Genomic DNA, 18,079 nt, shown 5'->3' on the forward strand with positions numbered 1-18,079 from the left:
CCCTTGTCACAGAAACAATATAATGCCAGTCAAATGTTCAAATTCATCCTGCCCTCGTTGATCGGAATCTTTATATTTATTACGCCGATAACCGTGGATGGTGAGATTACCATTCCCATCGCCTGGTTGGCAGAGGCGCTCGATGCTGTACTCGAACCTATTCTCGGAGAACTCATTCTCATCCTTGTTGCCATTTCAGTGGTCGGAACGACGATCTATCGATATCTTTCTCCCCAGTGGATGCGACGCCCCTTGTTTGTCGCCCTTTTTTCCGTCACCCCGACGTGGTTCGTGATAAGGATCATCGGGCTTATATTGGCCGCGGCGATTCTTTTTGAGTGGGGACCGGAATGGCTGTGGGGAGAAGCGACAGGCGGGGAAATTCTCGGATTGGCCTCCTTCTTGCTTACGATCTTTTTGTTCGCGGGTATATTTTTACCCCTGTTGATGAATTTTGGCCTTTTGGAGTTCGCGGGTGCTTTGCTGCACGTCATTATGCGCCCGCTGTTCACAATGCCCGGCCGTTCTTCCATCGACAGTTTGGCTTCCTGGCTCGGGGATGCCGCGATCGGGGTGTTGCTCACGAACCAACAATATGAACAAGGTTTTTATACAAAACGGGAAGCGGCGGTGTTGGGAACGACGTTCAACATCGTCTCGATTACGTTTACGATTGTCGTGCTCGGTTATCTTGAGCTTACGCACATGTTTCTTCCTTATTATGTAACGATTGCGATTGCAGGCATCGTAGCGGCCATGATTATGCCGCGCATTCCGCCGCTTTCAAGAAAAAGCGAGGAACTTTACCCGGGTGCAGAACCGAAAAAGCGTGCTGAAAACGTCGATGAACCGGCGATTCAGCGCGCGTGGCGAGGCGCACTAATCCGGGCGGACGATGCCGGTGCCGGAGAAGCAGCTCGCAGCGGTTTAAGAAACGTTTTGGAAATGTGGTTGGCTGTTATACCGATCGTGATGGCGATCGGTACGGTGATGATTATCATCGCCGAACATACCCCGCTCTTTCAATGGCTGGGCCTTCCTTTCATCCCGCTCCTTGAACTCATGCAAGTGCCCGAAGCGCAGGCGGCCTCGGAAACGATGTTGATCGGGTTTGCGGACATGCTGCTCCCGGCCTTGATCGGGGCTGATATTCAAAGCGAAATGACCCGTTTTATCATCGGTGCTGTATCCATCACGCAACTGATTTATATGTCCGAAGTCGGTGGCATGATCCTCGGGTCAAAGATACCGATCACCTTTATGGAACTCGCCATGATCTTCCTATTGAGAACACTCATTACCTTACCGATTATCGTTTTATGCGCGCATATTATTTTTTAAGAGGCTTTCCGTTTGAGCGGAAAGCCTCTTCTATTGAGTTTCCTGTAGGCGTTTCGCCATTTTGTTAAGTCGATGAACGTCATTGGTTTTCTCGTGTTGCCTGAGTTGGCGTTTAAGTCTATTCTGACTCATCGTTACCGGTACTAACCGTTTGCTGATCAGGTTTTGGCGCAGGAACTCGAGGTGATCAATCTGATAGTAATCTTTTTCGTTCACCAAAGCTAGATAACGATCGAAGACATCTATAAGGCGATCCGTCTGCCATGCCAATGTTCCGTAGCGTTTTTGTTTTTGCTGGAAGTTGATGATAGCCAAATGGTTGAGCAGCACTTGAGCAAACAATGCTTCGTTTCCTTTTAGCTGGAAGTCTTTGTTCTGCAAATACTTAATAAAGACGGACAGCTCTTTTTTATAGAAATGGGCCTGATCCCGAGTGTTTTTACTAAAAAATGACATTGAATATCCGTGTTGGCGATTTTGTGTCTGCAAAAAATGATGCAGTTGTCTTTCCATTTCCGGACGCAATAAAAACACAGGTTTTGTCATTTTAATAAATCGCGGCATCTCCTGTTCGAGGATGGACATCATTTCATTTTCCTGTATGCGTTCATGAACATCCATCTGACGGCGTCGCCTGGCGAATGTCTGTAATCGTTGTTTTCGTCCCGCTAACATCTGGGAACCCCCTTTAGAAATGTCGTTCTCTTGGTGAGCAATCCTTAAGGATTATATCATAGCTTTAGTGATAATAAAACAGAGGATATAAAAGAATTTGGACAAAAAATGAACAAAATAAACACTCACCGATTGTGAATGGATATATACTCTTTAAACGCTAAAAATCCCCTGGTCACTTAGCAGTGACCAGGGGGATGTCATTCATCTTCCGATTCTGCAAGCATTGACGTTTCGACCCATTGCTGGAATTGTCGCTGGACATGCAATCCAAGCAAATAGACAGCGGCCATGTGAGCTTCCGTTTCTTCCCTTATTCTTTCCATTCCCGATGGTTGCGCCCGTTCAATAATCCGAAAGCCTGTCGCCATCATTTGCTCGTCATTCAAAGTGCGATCGAGAAACTCTACACTGTCATCCAACGCGTGTCGGCCGGTGGCCAAAACTTCATAAAAGGATAAAAATCCGTGCATCACCCCTTCATAGCGAATCGCTTCCACGGGGACTTCTTCTTCATTGAGTTTGTGTGCGTATAGCTCTCCTTCATCCCGGAGAGGATCAAATTCGGCGGTGGCGATAAATGCGGGTGGCAGGTCTTCGGCCACACCTTCATCAAGGGGGGATACATACGGATTCTCCCACATTTCTTCCCCGGGCGTATAGGAATCCCTGGCCTTCTCCATCACCGTTCTGGAAAGTAAATAGCCGCCTTCGGCATATTTATCGCGCGTATCCAATGGTCGGTCATGAAAGGTGGTCAAAGGGTAATAAAGAAGTTGGGCTTGTAATTCCGGCCCGCCTTCATTTCGCGCTTTCATGGCGGTTACGGTGGCAAGGTTCCCTCCGGCGCTGTCGCCGGCTACGATCATTTTCTCCTGGGAACCGCCGAACTCTTCTGCCTGTTCATAAGCCCATATCAACGCATCATAAGAATCGTCGACGGCTTTCGGGAAAATATGCTCCGGGGCGAGCCGGTACCCGACACTGATGACGATGGCATTCGAACGATAGGCAATGGCACGGGCGATGTTATCATGGGTATCGATATTGCCATATCCCTCCATAAAAGCACCACCATGATAATAGACAATCACCGGCGCGTCCTGGGCATCGACCGGTTTATGCATGCGCCCTGGTAAAACCGAGCCGTCACTCACGGGAATTTGCAGTGATTCCTGTTCAAAAGCAACGCCTCCGGCACTGTTGCTGCCGGTTAAAAACGAGGGCGGGGTCAGCTGTTCATCGGGAACGACCAATTGGTTGTTAATGGCATGAAGAATCACTGCTGTTTTGGAAGGCAGATCCCCTTCTGACGTTGTTGACCAGCCACTGACGAAACTCGATAGGATGATCAAGAAACCGATGGCGATTTTCAAAGAAATTGAAAGCGCTTTTCTTTTAATCATAACGGACAGCGTTCTTCGCCATTCCCCCCTTTAATTTATCTGTTTTTACATTATACCATATTATATTGCGTTTTGTGCGATTTTATTTTACTTTTTCACACATTATCACACAATTAACGGTTAGTAAACAGCTCATGGATAAGGTATCCATGATTGTCCAGTATTATCCCCTGAATCTGATCTCCGCAATAACAAACGCCAGCCCTGGGGGGAGCTGGCGTTTCGTTCATTATGTAACTACAGATCACTGAGACCGATGCTAATCTCTAAAGCGTTTTTGACTTTTTTCATCATGTCATCATCCAAATGTGTAATTTTATCTGTCAGTCGTTGTTTGTCAATCGTACGGATTTGTTCAAGGAGCACGACGCTGTCACGGTCGAATTGATGTTCGTCAGCGTCGATTTCTACGTGTGTCGGCAACTTTGCTTTTTTAATTTGCGCAGTAATCGCTGCCACGATGACCGTTGGGCTAAAGCGGTTGCCAATGTCGTTTTGAATAATGAGGACCGGGCGGACTCCGCCTTGTTCGGAGCCGACCACCGGAGATAAGTCCGCAAAGAAAACATCGCCGCGTTTGACGTTTTGTTTTCCCGTTGTATGTTGGGATTGGTCCGAATGATTCACGTCATCCATTCACCTCCTTATTCATAGTGGATGACATGCTGACGCGATTCTGCATGATGAAAGGCCTCCCATTCTGAATAAGCAAAGCTTTCGGCAATCGACAGGTTTAATTGTGCCATCTCCATATATCCTTGCTCCAATTCAGCGCGGAGGGACTCCCGCTTCTTCCGCTCCATGTAGCGATGAAGCAACTGATAAAAAAAACGGTTCTGTTCATTTAAGTGCTTGATCTCACTGAATAACTCATCTGTAAGCGGTACGGAGATCTTTTCTGAATGCATGGTCCATGGGCCCCCCAGATTTGTATTCCCCATCTATTATAAGCGAAAACCTCATTGGTTTAAAGATTTTTCACTATAAGTTTTTGGGAAAACATCTCCTTACCCATCAGGATAGCCCGATCCTTGAGCTTTCATGCATAGATGCCTTTACACTATCCCATACTAGCGGTAACGAAAAAAATGAGATAAAGAAAACTTGGCTTATCGCCAAGCCTGGCGAAAGCCTTAGTTGCACTTATGCATGATAAGAAAGTTATACTTTCTTATCTGCCAAAAAAGGAGTTTTAAAGCCCATGCGTTTCATTAAGGGATTGCTTGTCATGCTCTCGCTCATTCTTGTCCTGGTCGGTTGTGGAAGCGAGAATGCCGAAGATCTGGGCGCCGACCTGGAGAGGATGGAATATGAAGAGGGCCCGGGCATAGAACCGAATGAACTATATGTAAGACATCAACAGGCCGAAGGCAATTATGATGATCTCAAGGATTACAGCGATTATTACAGCACTTTTTTAGAACATTACCATGATGAACTGGAAGTTCTTTATGACCATGTGGATGACGATGACGAAGCAGAAACAAAAGCGTCGGTGGAACGTTTGTCGGCACTGGTGGAAGACATTACCGATCGACCGACCCCTCCTGAATTTCATGATCTCAGGGATGTTACGTTAGGTTCACTCCTGGAAATGGATGCCATCGCGATGAATGTCAGTGATTGTGCAGACGGGGACGCTGCCGCTTGTGATCTCACACGCAGTTATACGGAAAATCTTACTGAATATTTACGTACGATGGAATACACTTATGACCAAAAGATAGCCGAGTTCGGGCTCGTAGATTAAACACCCTCATCCAGATAGCGGACGTCGGCATATCCTTTTTTCCGGCGGTATGCGATCATCACGACGGCAAAAACCATGAGCAGCAAAGATGCGACCTGGGCCGCCGGCAAATTGTCAGTAAGCAGCAAACTATCGGTTCTCAGTCCTTCAATAAAGAAACGCCCGAGCGAATAATAAAGAAGGTAGGTCAAAAACAGTTCGCCGCGCCGTACGTTGACTCTCCGCAACAGCATAAGTCCGATAAACCCGGCGAAATTCCAGATGGACTCATATAAAAATGTCGGATGGTAATAAGTTCCGTTAATGAACATTTGCTCGATAATAAAATCGGGCAAATATAAGCCTTCAAGAAATTCGCGGGAAACCGGACCGCCATGAGCTTCCTGGTTGATGAAGTTGCCCCAGCGTCCGATCGCCTGGGCCAACAGCAAACTCGGAGCCATAATGTCCGCGAGTTGCCAAAAAGAAATGTTTTTCACTCTCGCGAAAACGATCAGGGTGAGAGCGGCCCCGATTAACACGCCGTGCATGGCCAGGCCGCCTTCCCAAACGGCAAAAACCCGCAGAGGGTTTTCCGCATACGTTTCCCAATTGAAAAGGACATAATAGAGACGGGCAAACACAACGGACACCGGAAAACCGATAAAAAGGAGATCCACAAATGTATCCCTGGGAAGGCCGCGACGTTCACTCTCCCGCACCGCAATCCACAACCCAATAAGGGCGCTCGCGACAATAATAAGCCCGTACCAGTATATCTGAATCGGCCCCAATTCAATAGCCACCGGATCGATCCTATCCATATTACCCACTCCTTCAACTTCTGACTTCTGGCCTCTGACCCCTGACCCCTGATTTCCGGCTATCCCATCGGCACCTGGGGGATCACCCGTCCTTCAATACGGCGGAAGATGTCATCCAAATCAGTTCCCGTAATCGTCAAACCGTGATTTTTAAGTCCTACGATGGCCCGGGACGGATCCTCGGCTTGATGTACCCGCTCGGCCACGGATTCAGCAAGTTCAATCGTCCCACACGGATAATTTATAGGTGTCGCCTCAACCCCATCCATCCAGGCATGGATGTGTACGATCGCTCCCACCTCAGGATGCTCCCTGTAAATCATCCAATGTTCAATCGCGTCCACAGAAGCTCTCTTCGGGTCCGTGTTCGGCGGAATACTGATTTTCATGGCGTTGTTATCGTCATCATAACCGGTGATGTAAAGAATATCCCTGCCGATTTCTTTCATGTTTGACTTATCAATCCCGCTCGCGCTCATCCAGAAATGGTTGGCATTCTCGCGACTGCTCAGATTTCCATAACTCAAGCCGCCGATGCCGTACAATTTTTTTAAATGGCGCAGATCCCGCGGTGATAAATATTCCTCTATCGGAAACGGAGCCGGTAATAGATCCATTTTGTCCAATTCTTTGCCATACAGGGACAATCTTTTTGTCACGTCATTGCCGTTGGATAGCTGCCCGTAAAGGTCTTCATAGAAATCGTTGTCAATCACCAACTGCGAAGAAGCCAAAGGTTCGAGCCTTTCGTATATCTTTTTAAAAAAAAGGCTTTCATCATCTGCCGCCTGATAGGTAATGTTATAGAATCCTTGCTCCGGTGTCAGAAAGTAAAGCTCCGTGCGGTCATCTCTATGGGAAATAAAGAGCAAATGGTTAGCCAATGACCGAATTAAGTATGGGTACGCGGTTTTAAACACATCCTCGGGTATGTGATCATTTTCGACGACGGTAACGACAAACGTCGATTGTGAGTTTCTGCGAAAATGCCGAGGACGATCAGGCTCAATCATATTAAAGACCAAATTGATATGATTCGCGGGCTCATCATCGTATTGATATCCGGCCGTCTGGAATTCCTGGATCATACCAGCGGTTAACCAGGACAAAAAAGGGCTTTCGACGTTTCCTGCAACCGTGAAGTTTTTCATTTCGCTAAATCCTCCTTGCCAAAATCGCATTGAAAAATATACCAGTTATATTTTAACCGCAAAATGACGGGATATACGTCCCCGCAGGTATTTTTAAGGGATTTCAAGGTATAATAAGGATAAGCAAATAAACGGAGGCGGGCTTGATAGCATGCTATACTGGTTGTTAAAACCTGTCGGAATCATGATCATGTTCTCTTTGTTTAAAATCAGGGTGAGCGGGCAGGACCGGGTTCCACATGGTTCGGTCATTATCGCAGCCAATCATGACAGTTACTTTGACCCGATTATTCTTTCCGGTGTGTTCAAAAAGCCGATCCATTTTATGGCAAAAACCGAATTGTTTAGCCATCGCTTCGGGAGCTGGTTTTTGCGGCAACTTCACGCTATACCCGTCGATCGTAAGAGTGGCATCGTGATTCGTCCGGTGCGACAGGCGCTGAATACGATTGAGCAGGGGGAACTATTTGGAATTTTTCCCGAAGGAACGAGGTGTAAGCCAGGCGAGACGGTCAGACCAAAAAAAGGGGTAGCGTTTTTGGGGAGGAAAACCGAAGTGCCTATAGTCCCGGTAACCATTATCAAAGGAAAAAAAGTGTTATGGCGGAGGCCTGTCAAGGTCGTCATCGGGGAAGCCATCGCGCCAGGTGATTTTCCGAGTGCCGATGATGAATGGATGTCCCGATATGTCATGGCGCAAATTAGAGAACGTTCCGAAGACGAAGAGCTGGAGTGGCTTGGAAAACCATCGGAAAATTGACAAAAGGAGGGCTGGGCATTGTACAGCATCATCGTCAATAAATGCTCCGGTAACGGGAAAGGTGCATTGATTTGGAAACAGGTAAAAAAAGCACTTCAGACCAAGGAAATTGACTACCAGGTTTATTTCACCAAACGATCCAACCATGCCACCGCTATCGTCAGGGAGATCAATGGCGGAGTGATCATTGTGATCGGAGGCGACGGGACGATCCATGAAGTCATCAATGGATTAATCGGGGCAAAAACCCCCGTCGGCATTATACCGGCCGGATCCGGCAATGATTTTGCAAAAGCTCTGGACATCCCCACAAACGCCAGGGAAGCGCTTGATCGTATTTTGCATGGGAAGCAGCAGGCCGTGGATATTGGACGGATCAACGGCAAGTGTTGTGTGACGGTGATAGGGGTTGGTTTTGATGGAAAAGTGGCGCAAACCGTCAATGCTTCCAAATCAAAAAGGTGGCTGAATGTCATTCGTTTTGGGAAGCTTTCTTACGTTATCAGCGTTTTTAAAGTGTTACTCAGTTACAAACCGGTGGATATCACCATCACCGTTGACGGGCACAAAGAAGATATCACGAACGTGTGGCTGATTGCGGTTGCCAATTTCCCCTATTACGCCGGTGGAATGGCCATTTGCCCAAACGCAAAAGGCAATGATGGTTTCCTGGAGCTCTGCGTTGTTCATGGCATGTCCAGGCTCCAGTTTGTGCGAGCATTTCCCGGCGTATTTAAGGGAAAACATGTCAGCCATCCGGCAGTAAAAATGCTCACGGGAAAACAAATTGAAATTTCTTCTTCAACTGCCATGATCGTACACGGAGATGGTGAAATCATCGGCCAAACACCGATAAAAATCGATGTTGAAAAAGAAGCTCTCAATGTTATTTAGCATCAGTGACTCCAGTCATCTCCAATTTTTTGTAATTCATATTCCGCATCTTCAAGCCATTCATGAGCACCGAATTCATGATCGGGAGCCATCGTTTTTTCCGCAGCACGAATGCGATGTACGGCTCTGCGATCCGTATGCCAGACGAAGTCTTCATCTTCGCCGACAAGGGATGTGATCGTTTCTTGTAAGCGTCCATCGTTCATGGAACTCCCTTCAATACCGATATATAAAAGGTTATCGTGCGAGACGACATGAGCATGGGAAACGGCGTCCAGCGCTTCAATTTTTTCCTTAATCGTGGCAGGGTCTGCTTCATCCCCGTATTGTTGATTGATGTCATCGACTTGTTGTTGAAGCGCTTCAGGATCGTCACGTAAGCGTGGATGATTTTTCACGCGCCCTGTTTCAACGGAATTGATTCGATTCTTATGCCAGCCGTAATCCCGTTGGCTATCGATGTCCTGCGTTCCCCCCTTTGTTAGATTTCCCGGGCTGTTATCCGGTACCATGAGGTCGGAAGCGGGACCGAGATGATCCTGCAGATTAATACCCGTTTCAAGCTCGGGATCATAATGCTCTCTGGTATGGCCCATTTCGGGGGTATCCTGGACACAACCCGTTGCTATGACCAGAAGAGCGATCGCCGCCAACAGAGGGACATGTATTCTCATGTGGATCATCCTCCTTTCTTATCCTTTAGGATAACCGTTTTAGCTCATTTAACATCCGGAAATTATAGATACGCCGTCCATTTCTTGCATTTTTGCTGTTGCAGAAGGCATAAACATTTGGTACAATACATTTATAAATACATCCAGCTTCTTCTGAAGTGGGAGTAGAGGAGCAAAAACCATCAGTACGTATCCGTATGGACGGTGAGATCCGACGCGTTTACGGAAAGGGGAATTTGCCGAAGCTAGGAATGGCTCACGCATTCACGGCTGGTCGTGCATTGAAGAAATGCAGGGCTGTCATATAGCTCGAGGCTATATGGAGGGCTATCTCACGCATGAAGTGCTTCTGGTTATAAAGAAGTGTTCATGCAGCAATGAGAGCGCTCATTGCTGTTTTTTAGGCGGTCGTTCATAGTGATTTGCCTACACTTTCTTACCCGACGGCACATAAACTAACTCGTGTAATGAGCCCCTCATAATCAAAATATCAAACACGAGGGTGGTAAACATGAATTTAGGACGATTAGTTACAGCGATGGTAACGCCCTTTGACGACAAAGGCGAGATCGACTTTCAGGATCTGACAAAGTTGATTAACCATCTGATTGCAAATGGCACGGAATCCATCGTCGTTTCCGGAACGACAGGTGAATCACCGACGTTGTCAAAAGAGGAAAAAGTCGCCTTATTCAAGCATACGGTCAAGGTGGTTAACGGAAGAATTCCGGTGGTTGCGGGAACCGGCACCAGTGATACGCGCGCGTCCATGTCTCTGACGCGGGCGGCGGAAGAAGCAGGCGCCGACGGCATCATGCTCGTCACCCCTTACTATAGTAAGCCTTCGCAGGAAGGAATGTATCAACACTTTAAAACCATCTCAGAATGCACGGATTTGCCGATCATGCTGTATAATGTCCCGGGGCGGACCGCTGTAAGTTTAACCCCCGAGACGATTATCCGTTTATCGAACATCCCGAATATCGAGGCCGTGAAAGAAGCGAGCGGCGATGCTGATGCGGCTTCCTTCATCATTGAAAACGCGCAGGACGGCTTTAAGTTATACGGGGGAGACGACAGCCTAACATTGCCGCTTATGTCGATTGGCAGTACTGGCATCGTATCTGTAGCTTCACATATTATCGGCAAGAATATGCTGCAAATGATACAGAGTTTCACCCAGGGCCATGTCCAATTGGCCGCCAAGCAACATCGGGAATTGTTGCCGGTGATGAACGCGATGTTTATGGCTCCAAGCCCCGCTCCGGTAAAAGCGGCACTGGAAATGCAAGGCATTATTTCCGGAAATCTGCGCTTACCGATGATTCCTTTAACGGAGGAAGAACATCAGCTTTTGTATCAAACATTGCAGCCCAAGGCGACCTTCTTCGTTAGCTAATTAAAGAAAACTTGGCTTATCGCCAAGCCTGGCGAAAGCCTTAGTTGCACTTATGCATGATAAGAAAGTTATACTTTCTTATCTGCCAAGCAGAGAAAAGAGCGACCAAAAAAGGTGGTCGCTCTTCTTCATTCGAGGTGCTCATATGATACGCCGTATATTCATCTTTCCTATTCGTTTGTATCGTCGCTACATTTCCCCTTACACCCCGCCGTCTTGCCGGTTTTATCCCACTTGCTCACAATACGCAACCGAAGCCATTGAAAAACATGGGGCAGGCAAAGGATTAATACTTGCCCTCATTCGGTTGAGTAAGTGTCACCCTTTTCATCGAGGTGGCTTTGACCCGGTTCCGGAGAAAAAAGAGAAAGATTAAGGGGTCGGTTTTTCATAAATATCGCGATCGAAAGACGTTAACGTTTCTATGCCATCGTCGGTTACAAGGACGGATTCTGTTATCTCGATCCCGAAATCGTCAAACCAAATACCCGGCATCAGATGAAAAGCCATATTCGGTTCCAGTATGGAACGATCCCCTTTTCGAAAACTGATCGTATGCTCACCCCAATCCGGCGGGTAACTCAATCCGATCGAATAACCGAGCCGAGACGCTTTCACGTATCCATGCTTCGCGATGGAGCGACTCCATATCTCTTCCACTTCTTCAGCTGTCATCCCGGGTTTCATGTGTTGAAGCGTCTCGCTGATTCCCTCGTTGACAACCTTCCCGACGTCAAGCACATAATCGGGAGCGTTTCCGAGTGCCATCGTTCGGGCCATGGGCGTGTGATAGCGCGAATAGCAACCGGCAATTTCCAGGGTTAAAAAATCACCTTCGCGATATTTTTTATCCGTCCATGTTAAGTGGGGGCTTGCTGTATATTTTCCCGATGGAAGCATCGGCACGATCGATGTATAATCACCGCCGAAATCATCACTGCCATAGATCTGTGCATGATAAATGGCCGCCGCAACCTCATTTTCCCTTACCCCGATGTTGACTTTGTCATAAGCCGCTTGCATGGCATTCTCCACGATATACGCAGCCTTGCGCATATAATCGATTTCCGTTTCGCTTTTGATCACTCTTACCCAATTAACGAGGGCACTGGCGTTTTTAAATTCGGCATCCGGCAAGCCGACTTGAAGACGGTCGTGACACATAGCCGTATAATAAAAGGCATCCATTTCCACGCCGATCTTTCTCGAAGCTTGCCCGAGATCGTTGAGCACATGGGCAACAAAATCCATCGGATGCTTGATCGATGACTGCACGAATTCATCAGGATAAGAGATAATATGAGAGTCACTCAGCCACGTCGTCGTTTTTGCCCCTTTTGCGTCCATTTCCCTTCCGATCCAGAGGGGTTCTTCTTCATCGATGAAAACGACAACGACTTGATGAACGTAGAAGCTCCAGGCATCATAACCTGTGAGGTAACACATATTGGACGGGTTGGAAAGCACCAGTACTTCTACCCCGTATTCAAGCATTTTTTGTTTTGTTTTATTCATCCTCATTTCATATTCTTCAATCGAGAACAAATGTCTCCCCCCTCTTCTCTTTATACCGCCACCAGGCCGATATTATAAGTCTTTGATTTTAAAGCTCACAACCCTTGGTTCTGTCATATCCATCATAGCCGTGTGAACCCCTTCCCGGCCGATACCGGAACTTTTGACACCGCCAAACGGCATGGCGTCAACACGAAAATCACTGCTATCATTGATAATGACGCCCCCGACATGCAGATCGTGAACCGCTCGATGGGCGATGTGTAAATCATTCGTAAAAACCCCGGCTTGAAGACCGAAATCGACTTCATTGGCCGCGCTTATGGCTTCGTCATAATCCGAGAACGTGTGCAGGGAAGCCACCGGACCAAAGATTTCATCTTTGTAAAGGGTTGTCGTTTTAGGAACACGGCTTAGCAACGTCGGTTGCACGAAGCGATTTTTACGCGTACCGCCACAAAGCACTTCTGCTCCTTGTTCCTTGGCGTTTTCTATATTTGTCATAATATTATTTGTTTCTTGTTCGGAAATCACCGGTCCCATATCCGTCTGTTCATTCTTCTTGTCACCGGTGCTCAGTTGTTTTGCTTTTTGAATGAATTTTTCCGTAAAGGTTTGTTCGATGTCCTTGTGGACATATATCCGTTGGACACTGAGGCAGTTTTGCCCACCTGCCCCGTAAGCACCGCCGACAGCAGCTTCCGCAGCATCATCCAGGTCGGCATCCTTAAAGACGAGAAAGGGCGAGTTGGAACCGAGTTCCATGCTTGTTTTTTTCAAACCGGCCGTTTTCGCGATTTTTTCCCCTGCTTCTACCCCGCCGGTAAAAGTGATCATGCGGACATCCGGACTTTCCAGCAATGGCGGGGTGACTTCACTTCCGCTGCCTGTAATTGTATTTATGATTTCTGGCGGCAAACCGGCCTCGAGAAGTTTTTCCGTGAGCCACAAAGCGGATAACGGCGTTTGCGTTGCCGGTTTCAGAATCACTGCGTTTCCGCTCGCGAGCGCGGGCCCGATCTTGTGGGCGACGAGATTTAAAGGATCATTAAACGGTGTAATCGCACCGATAATGCCTACGGGGAAGCGAAAGAAATACCCGTGGCGATCGGAATTGCCGGAAGCCTGATCAAAATTTATCGTTTCTCCGCTTAACTGCCGTGCTTCTTCTGCTGATAAACGCAAGGTTTCAGCGGTTCGACCGGCTTCGGAGCGTGCCTCGTTTATCGTTTTTATACCCTCTGTGGCAATGAGTTGCGCGGCTTTTTCCAGATTGTCATCCACCAGTTCTGCTGCTTTTGTAAGGATATCCATGCGTTGTCTTGTCGTAAGCGCAGCTGCGATCTGGCGGCCTTTGTTGGCACTTTTTAATGCTTTTTCCATATCTTCGGCTGTACCTTTGGGGACTGTTCCAATGATTTCTTCTGTACCCGGATCGTCGACTTCAATCACTTGATCTTTATGTTTCCATTCTCCTGCTATAAACATCTGTTTTTTCATCATTTGAACATCAGTCCTTTTCTGGAGAGTGAATGCCAAAGATCTATACCCTTTGTTACTCATTTTTACACACAGTTAATCACGGCCTAGTGTGAGAATATCAATGAGAACGGCATAACCGGTTTCCGTTATTCCGGCTCCGGCTCCTGTCAGCGTAATTTCTCCGGAAAGATCACACTCATAAGCGACGGCATTGGTCGGTCCCGAGATTTGTGCCAGGGTATCTGTTTTATCCAGTTTTTCCGGGCGCACGTATCCACGCGTTTGTTGGCCGTCTTTTTCGATTACACCGAGGAGTTTCCAAACTTTGCCTTCAGCGTCGGCGTCGGCGATATCGGTGGTCGTTAAATGCGAGATGCCCTGGCAAGGAACATCATTTCTCGTTAAGTTTGCTTCCAGTAAAACGTTGGCCAGAATCACAACTTTCCCCTGCACGTCATAGCCTTCAACATCGTTCGTCGGATCAGCTTCCGCATAGCCTTTGGCTTGAGCAGAGACAAGGGCATCTTCATAACTCATGCCACTGGCCATTTCCGTGAGCATACTGTTCGTTGTCCCATTTAAAATGCCGCGTATGTGCCGAATGTCGTTGCCCATTAAAGTTTGCGCCGGCATCCTTAACGCCGGTGTGCCACTCATAACCGTGCCTTCGAATAAAAAGCTTACACCGTTGTTTGCAGCGAGCTGCTGCAGTTCTTTGTAAGCATTGACAATCGGTCCTTTATTGGTCGTGACCACGTGCTTGCCGACAGAAAGAGCCGCTTTACAATGATCAAGGGCAGGTTGCCCGGTTTCAACATCGGTATATGTGAGTTCTACGACGACGTCGGCATTGCTTTTGGTGATAGTGGTATGGACATCCCATCCGGTTTCCAAACCGGGTTCGTCTTCATAATGGTGTAACGTTCCATCTTTTTCGAGGCTGGCATCAATCTTGGCAAGATCCAATCCGTTATCGTTGTGCAAGGCTCCTTTGGATAAATCAGCGATGGATACGATGTCGATGGGCTGGCCGTGTTGGGCTTGTAAGGCTTCGTTTTTATTTCCTATGATTTGTAAAAATCCCTGCCCGACACCTCCAAACCCGATAATGGCTACTTTATGTTTCATCGGTTATCCCCCCTCTTTATAGGTATCTTCGACCGTAAAGAAAACTTGGCTTATCGCCAAGCCTTTAAGGCGATAAGCCTTAGTTGCACTTATGCAGGATAAGAAAGTGGTTTATACTTTCTTACCTGCTAAGAAAAGAGGATTAGACGATGTCTACCCTCTTCTTCTACGGTCTTACGGTGTTAAAACAATTGCTGCTGTACGATTATACGAATGGCTAATCAAATTTATATCTTGTTTCAAGGCTTTCCAGGCTATTTAAGGCTTTCTCTCCAAATTCATCTTCTCTGGCCTTCATTTTCTCTTTTTCGTTGTCCAGTGCAGTACGCAAGCTTGTTTTATAATCGGGGATGTCTTCTTCATAAGGCTGAACGGTAACCGTTGGCACCCATGTTTTTTCATAATAGGAGAGGGCGTTTCTTTCATGAAACAGGGGGACTTCTGTTTCAAAGCCTTGGTGTAGGTCTCCCTGTAGAGGGTGTTTGAGGACCGCCAAAACTTTAATTAATGTTCGGTCATCTTTACGTTCCAGTTCTTCCCCCACGTAAACCCCTGTTTTATATTTTCCTTGTACGATCATATTCGCACCTCTTTTCTGTGTATCATCTCTTATTTGTATCATACGTGAATGTGCCAGTCTTCTTCAACAATTTCATCCCGGTGCATAAAATGCTTTGGTATATGGCATATTATTATTGAAAGAATAAAATTTCGGTACGTGAAATTTTGGTGGTGACAACCTTGTTCTGGCTTCAATGGAGTGGCGGAAGACTTCTCAAAACGAGTTTGAGTATTTGTCTAAGCATTGCCCTTTGTTTGCATTTGCACATATCGCCAACATTTGCGCTCGTGGCGGTTATGCTCGCGTGGGACCCTACCGGTATCGATGCCGTCCGTAACGGGGCAACGCGCGTCATTGCCGCTTCTACAGGCGCCTTATATGCCTTGGTTTTCTTTTATACCCTCGGCGCGCACCCGATTGTGTATGCCTTTATAACCGTTGTCGTACTCGCGGCTCTTCATTATTTTAACATCGGAAAATTTACCGCTATCGCTTCTGTGACAGCTGTTGCCATCATACCGACGATGGCCGGGCACCAACTCGCCGAATTCCTCGCCCGTGTCATGAGTACATTAATTGGCATTATGATCGCTTCCATCATTAATCTGCTCGTCTATACACCTACTTACACGGCTTCACTGGAGAAAAACAGCGAGAAAAGTTGGCGCCAGGGATTACATATGATTGCTTCCATTATTGAAAATGAGGAGGAGGGCCATGAACATTCTCGTCTTTGGGCGCAAAGGGACGTGCTCCATGCAAAACTCCACCGTATGAAAAAACGTTTGCACAAACAACGGACTCAATGGCGATTGCATCCTGCTTCCCCCGTGGATCAGCAAGCATTACACCTGACGGAAAGACGCATTGACACGCTGTTACGCCTTCTTGAGCATGTACATATCCTACGCACGTCAAAATCATTGCCGACTCTTGCGTTTAAAGGCATATTAGCCCATTTTCCCGAGAGAGAACTGGAACCCACGCAGCTACTATTATGGCTTGAGAAAATCCGACAGCAAAATAAGCACCCTCAGCTTCAAGAAGTGATTAGCGCCTGCATAGAAACGTTACAGGAAAATGAACAGGAAAGCGTTCCCCTACCTGCTCCGAGTGAAAAGTGGTCCCGATGGGAGAAGGGGTCCTGACCTTGGGATGAAATCGGAGGACTTCTAAAGCTGTTTATCCATGATTTTCTTCGTACAAATAGGTATGTATCACCTGAACAACCTTATTAACAAGGTCGTTAGGTGCCTTTCCTGCAATGCGTGCATTTCTTTTTTTTCCAATCTAAATTTTTTATTTGATCACTAATGATAACACCCTCAACTGTCAAACCAACGGTTAGGGGGAAATGGCGGCAAAATCGATGGATGCTCCCTTTAGCCCTGTATGAAATGGTTATATGTACATACGATATGTGTAGGTAGACGAATCGCATGTCGCGTTTGAGGTGGCTCCATTGTTTATCGTTGAAATTATTCTGCTATTCCTTCTAACCCTATTCATCATTCGGATGTTTGGGCATTCCGCCTTTTCGCAAATCACGCCTCATGATTTAGTGGCTGTCTTTTTTTTGGTTATTATTGCTACATCCCCCATTGAAATAAATACCCTTAGTCAGGCAATCTTGGGGATTATCGCCGTAGGGGGTTTGCACTATTCTTTGGCAAGACTGAGCCTTTTACGGAGATTTCACCACTTGGTAGTAGGGGAACCTGTGATCTTAATCAAGCATGGAAAAATCATCAAATCAAATTTGAAAAAAACCCGTTATTCCTTAATTGAGTTGCTTTCAAGTCTGAGAAGCAAGGGATATCTAGACATAAAAAACATTCAATATGCCATTCTTGAGCCTTTTGGGGAGCTTAGTGTTGTGCTTAGGGAAGATGCACACCCCATTACAAGAAAAGATTTAAATTTGGATGTGGAAAAAACTGGAGTTCCTATCACTGTAGTGGTGGAAGGGATCATTCAATATGAAAATTTAAAGCTCCTTCATCGTGATGAACGATGGCTAAGATCCCAACTTAAAGAAAAAGGGTATAAAAAACTGGAAGATGTTTTTATTGCAACCGTTTGGGATAAAAATCATCAATTGATGGTTGATGACGGAAGCGGAAACAACACTTAATTGCGCTGCAATACACCTTCATCTTCTTTCCATTCAAGATAGAATACATCTTTGTAATGATTGATATTATGTTTATGAAGGTGATTGAGCAGCCACTCTTTATTGAGGCCGGACTTGGATAGATTCTCCCAGTCGACTTTTCCGTCATTGATTAATGTAACAGGTAGATATGCAGGCTTTAAAGGCAAATTCATGTCTGAAGTTGTAGGCGATTCATATTTTGCTTTTTTCAGAACGCTCATTGTACCATCGGCTTCAAGAATCGCATAGGCCACTTCTCTTACGGAAAATACCTTTTCTTTTCGTAGTGATTGTAGCATTTGATTCATATCAATTTTATTCTTTTTCATTTCTTGTCTCTCAATTTGACCATTGCGAATAAGGATAGAGGGTTTTCCTTTTTTA

19 protein-coding genes, 1 pseudogene and 1 riboswitch are annotated in these 18,079 nt (G+C 46.5%); of the genes and pseudogenes, 8 read left to right on the forward strand and 12 right to left on the reverse strand.

Features of this window, described 5'->3' with window-relative positions; all coding sequences use genetic code 11:
• Nucleotides 1–3: 3 nt before the first annotated feature.
• The gene (locus BLS58_RS00355) at nucleotides 4–1,341 is read left to right on the forward strand and encodes a YjiH family protein (RefSeq protein WP_245723000.1); all 1,338 of its coding nucleotides are present in this window, start codon (nucleotides 4–6) and stop codon (nucleotides 1,339–1,341) included.
• Nucleotides 1,342–1,371: 30 nt separating this feature from the next.
• On the opposite strand, the gene BLS58_RS00360 is transcribed toward BLS58_RS00355, so the two are convergent.
• The 4 genes from BLS58_RS00360 to BLS58_RS00375 all read right to left on the reverse strand — a co-directional run bounded on the left by BLS58_RS00360 (nucleotide 1,372) and on the right by BLS58_RS00375 (nucleotide 4,330).
• Nucleotides 1,372–2,016: a hypothetical protein gene (locus BLS58_RS00360; RefSeq protein ID WP_090395574.1), complete on the reverse strand. Its 645-nt coding sequence runs from the start codon at nucleotides 2,014–2,016 to the stop codon at nucleotides 1,372–1,374.
• Nucleotides 2,017–2,216: 200 nt separating this feature from the next.
• Complete coding sequence (locus BLS58_RS00365; RefSeq protein ID WP_090395575.1) at nucleotides 2,217–3,422, reverse strand: alpha/beta hydrolase; 1,206 nt, start codon at nucleotides 3,420–3,422, stop codon at nucleotides 2,217–2,219.
• Between the two features lie 237 nt (nucleotides 3,423–3,659).
• Entirely contained in the window at nucleotides 3,660–4,049 is a 390-nt protein-coding gene (locus BLS58_RS00370) for a type II toxin-antitoxin system PemK/MazF family toxin (protein WP_245723001.1), read from the reverse strand.
• Nucleotides 4,050–4,066: 17 nt separating this feature from the next.
• The gene (locus BLS58_RS00375) at nucleotides 4,067–4,330 is read right to left on the reverse strand and encodes a hypothetical protein (protein ID WP_090395577.1); all 264 of its coding nucleotides are present in this window, start codon (nucleotides 4,328–4,330) and stop codon (nucleotides 4,067–4,069) included.
• Between the two features lie 293 nt (nucleotides 4,331–4,623).
• Between BLS58_RS00375 and BLS58_RS00380 the strand changes: the two genes are divergently transcribed.
• On the forward strand, nucleotides 4,624–5,172 hold the full coding sequence (locus BLS58_RS00380) for a hypothetical protein (RefSeq protein WP_090395578.1): 549 nt from the start codon (nucleotides 4,624–4,626) through the stop codon (nucleotides 5,170–5,172).
• Here BLS58_RS00380 and lgt read toward each other — a convergent pair.
• Both lgt and BLS58_RS00390 read right to left on the reverse strand, forming a co-directional pair.
• Nucleotides 5,169–5,975, reverse strand: coding sequence for a prolipoprotein diacylglyceryl transferase (gene lgt, locus BLS58_RS00385; RefSeq protein WP_090395579.1), 807 nt, complete (start codon nucleotides 5,973–5,975; stop codon nucleotides 5,169–5,171). The genes BLS58_RS00380 and lgt overlap by 4 nt on opposite strands.
• A gap of 59 nt (nucleotides 5,976–6,034) precedes the next feature.
• Complete coding sequence (locus tag BLS58_RS00390) at nucleotides 6,035–7,126, reverse strand: class II aldolase/adducin family protein (RefSeq protein ID WP_090395580.1); 1,092 nt, start codon at nucleotides 7,124–7,126, stop codon at nucleotides 6,035–6,037.
• Nucleotides 7,127–7,277: 151 nt separating this feature from the next.
• Here BLS58_RS00390 and BLS58_RS00395 point away from each other — a divergent pair, with 151 nt between their 5' ends.
• Together BLS58_RS00395 and BLS58_RS00400 are read left to right on the forward strand one after the other, a co-directional pair.
• Entirely contained in the window at nucleotides 7,278–7,886 is a 609-nt protein-coding gene (locus tag BLS58_RS00395; protein WP_090395581.1) for a lysophospholipid acyltransferase family protein, read from the forward strand.
• 18 nt (nucleotides 7,887–7,904) lie between these two features.
• Nucleotides 7,905–8,780: a diacylglycerol/lipid kinase family protein gene (locus tag BLS58_RS00400; RefSeq protein ID WP_090395582.1), complete on the forward strand. Its 876-nt coding sequence runs from the start codon at nucleotides 7,905–7,907 to the stop codon at nucleotides 8,778–8,780.
• A gap of 2 nt (nucleotides 8,781–8,782) precedes the next feature.
• On the opposite strand, the gene BLS58_RS00405 is transcribed toward BLS58_RS00400, so the two are convergent.
• Nucleotides 8,783–9,454, reverse strand: coding sequence for a YhcN/YlaJ family sporulation lipoprotein (locus BLS58_RS00405; protein WP_176764520.1), 672 nt, complete (start codon nucleotides 9,452–9,454; stop codon nucleotides 8,783–8,785).
• A 157-nt stretch (nucleotides 9,455–9,611) separates the two neighbouring features.
• Nucleotides 9,612–9,792: riboswitch (Lysine riboswitch) on the forward strand.
• A 173-nt stretch (nucleotides 9,793–9,965) separates the two neighbouring features.
• Here BLS58_RS00405 and dapA point away from each other — a divergent pair.
• Both dapA and yidD read left to right on the forward strand, forming a co-directional pair.
• Nucleotides 9,966–10,853: a 4-hydroxy-tetrahydrodipicolinate synthase gene (gene dapA / locus BLS58_RS00410; RefSeq protein ID WP_090395584.1), complete on the forward strand. Its 888-nt coding sequence runs from the start codon at nucleotides 9,966–9,968 to the stop codon at nucleotides 10,851–10,853.
• Between the two features lie 145 nt (nucleotides 10,854–10,998).
• The gene (gene yidD / locus BLS58_RS00415) at nucleotides 10,999–11,229 is read left to right on the forward strand and encodes a membrane protein insertion efficiency factor YidD (RefSeq protein WP_090395585.1); all 231 of its coding nucleotides are present in this window, start codon (nucleotides 10,999–11,001) and stop codon (nucleotides 11,227–11,229) included.
• Here the strand turns inward: yidD and BLS58_RS00420 are convergent.
• The 4 genes from BLS58_RS00420 to kapB all read right to left on the reverse strand — a co-directional run bounded on the left by BLS58_RS00420 (nucleotide 11,226) and on the right by kapB (nucleotide 15,558).
• Nucleotides 11,226–12,398, reverse strand: a complete 1,173-nt coding sequence (locus tag BLS58_RS00420; protein ID WP_245723002.1) for a M24 family metallopeptidase — start codon at nucleotides 12,396–12,398, stop codon at nucleotides 11,226–11,228. The two genes, yidD and BLS58_RS00420, sit on opposite strands and share 4 nt — an antisense overlap.
• Before the next feature lie 42 nt (nucleotides 12,399–12,440).
• Nucleotides 12,441–13,871, reverse strand: coding sequence for an aldehyde dehydrogenase family protein (locus tag BLS58_RS00425; protein ID WP_245723003.1), 1,431 nt, complete (start codon nucleotides 13,869–13,871; stop codon nucleotides 12,441–12,443).
• 72 nt (nucleotides 13,872–13,943) lie between these two features.
• Nucleotides 13,944–14,978 carry a homoserine dehydrogenase gene (locus BLS58_RS00430; protein WP_090395586.1) on the reverse strand — a complete coding sequence of 345 codons (1,035 nt, stop codon included), beginning with the start codon at nucleotides 14,976–14,978 and terminating at the stop codon, nucleotides 13,944–13,946.
• 217 nt (nucleotides 14,979–15,195) lie between these two features.
• Complete coding sequence (gene kapB / locus BLS58_RS00435) at nucleotides 15,196–15,558, reverse strand: kinase-associated lipoprotein KapB (RefSeq protein WP_245723004.1); 363 nt, start codon at nucleotides 15,556–15,558, stop codon at nucleotides 15,196–15,198.
• Nucleotides 15,559–15,719: 161 nt separating this feature from the next.
• Here kapB and BLS58_RS00440 point away from each other — a divergent pair, with 161 nt between their 5' ends.
• Together BLS58_RS00440 and BLS58_RS00445 are read left to right on the forward strand one after the other, a co-directional pair.
• Nucleotides 15,720–16,688 (forward strand): FUSC family protein, encoded by a 969-nt coding sequence (locus tag BLS58_RS00440; protein WP_176764521.1) that lies wholly within the window; start codon nucleotides 15,720–15,722, stop codon nucleotides 16,686–16,688.
• Between the two features lie 314 nt (nucleotides 16,689–17,002).
• Complete coding sequence (locus tag BLS58_RS00445; RefSeq protein ID WP_090395589.1) at nucleotides 17,003–17,674, forward strand: DUF421 domain-containing protein; 672 nt, start codon at nucleotides 17,003–17,005, stop codon at nucleotides 17,672–17,674.
• Here the strand turns inward: BLS58_RS00445 and BLS58_RS00450 are convergent.
• Nucleotides 17,671–18,072 (reverse strand): annotated as a pseudogene (locus tag BLS58_RS00450) (DUF421 domain-containing protein); the annotation flags it as partial. The gene BLS58_RS00445 and the pseudogene BLS58_RS00450 overlap by 4 nt on opposite strands.
• Nucleotides 18,073–18,079 lie beyond the last annotated feature (7 nt).

The sequence above is a fragment of the Natribacillus halophilus genome (assembly GCF_900100185.1).
Lineage (GTDB): Bacteria > Bacillota > Bacilli > Bacillales > Marinococcaceae > Natribacillus > Natribacillus halophilus.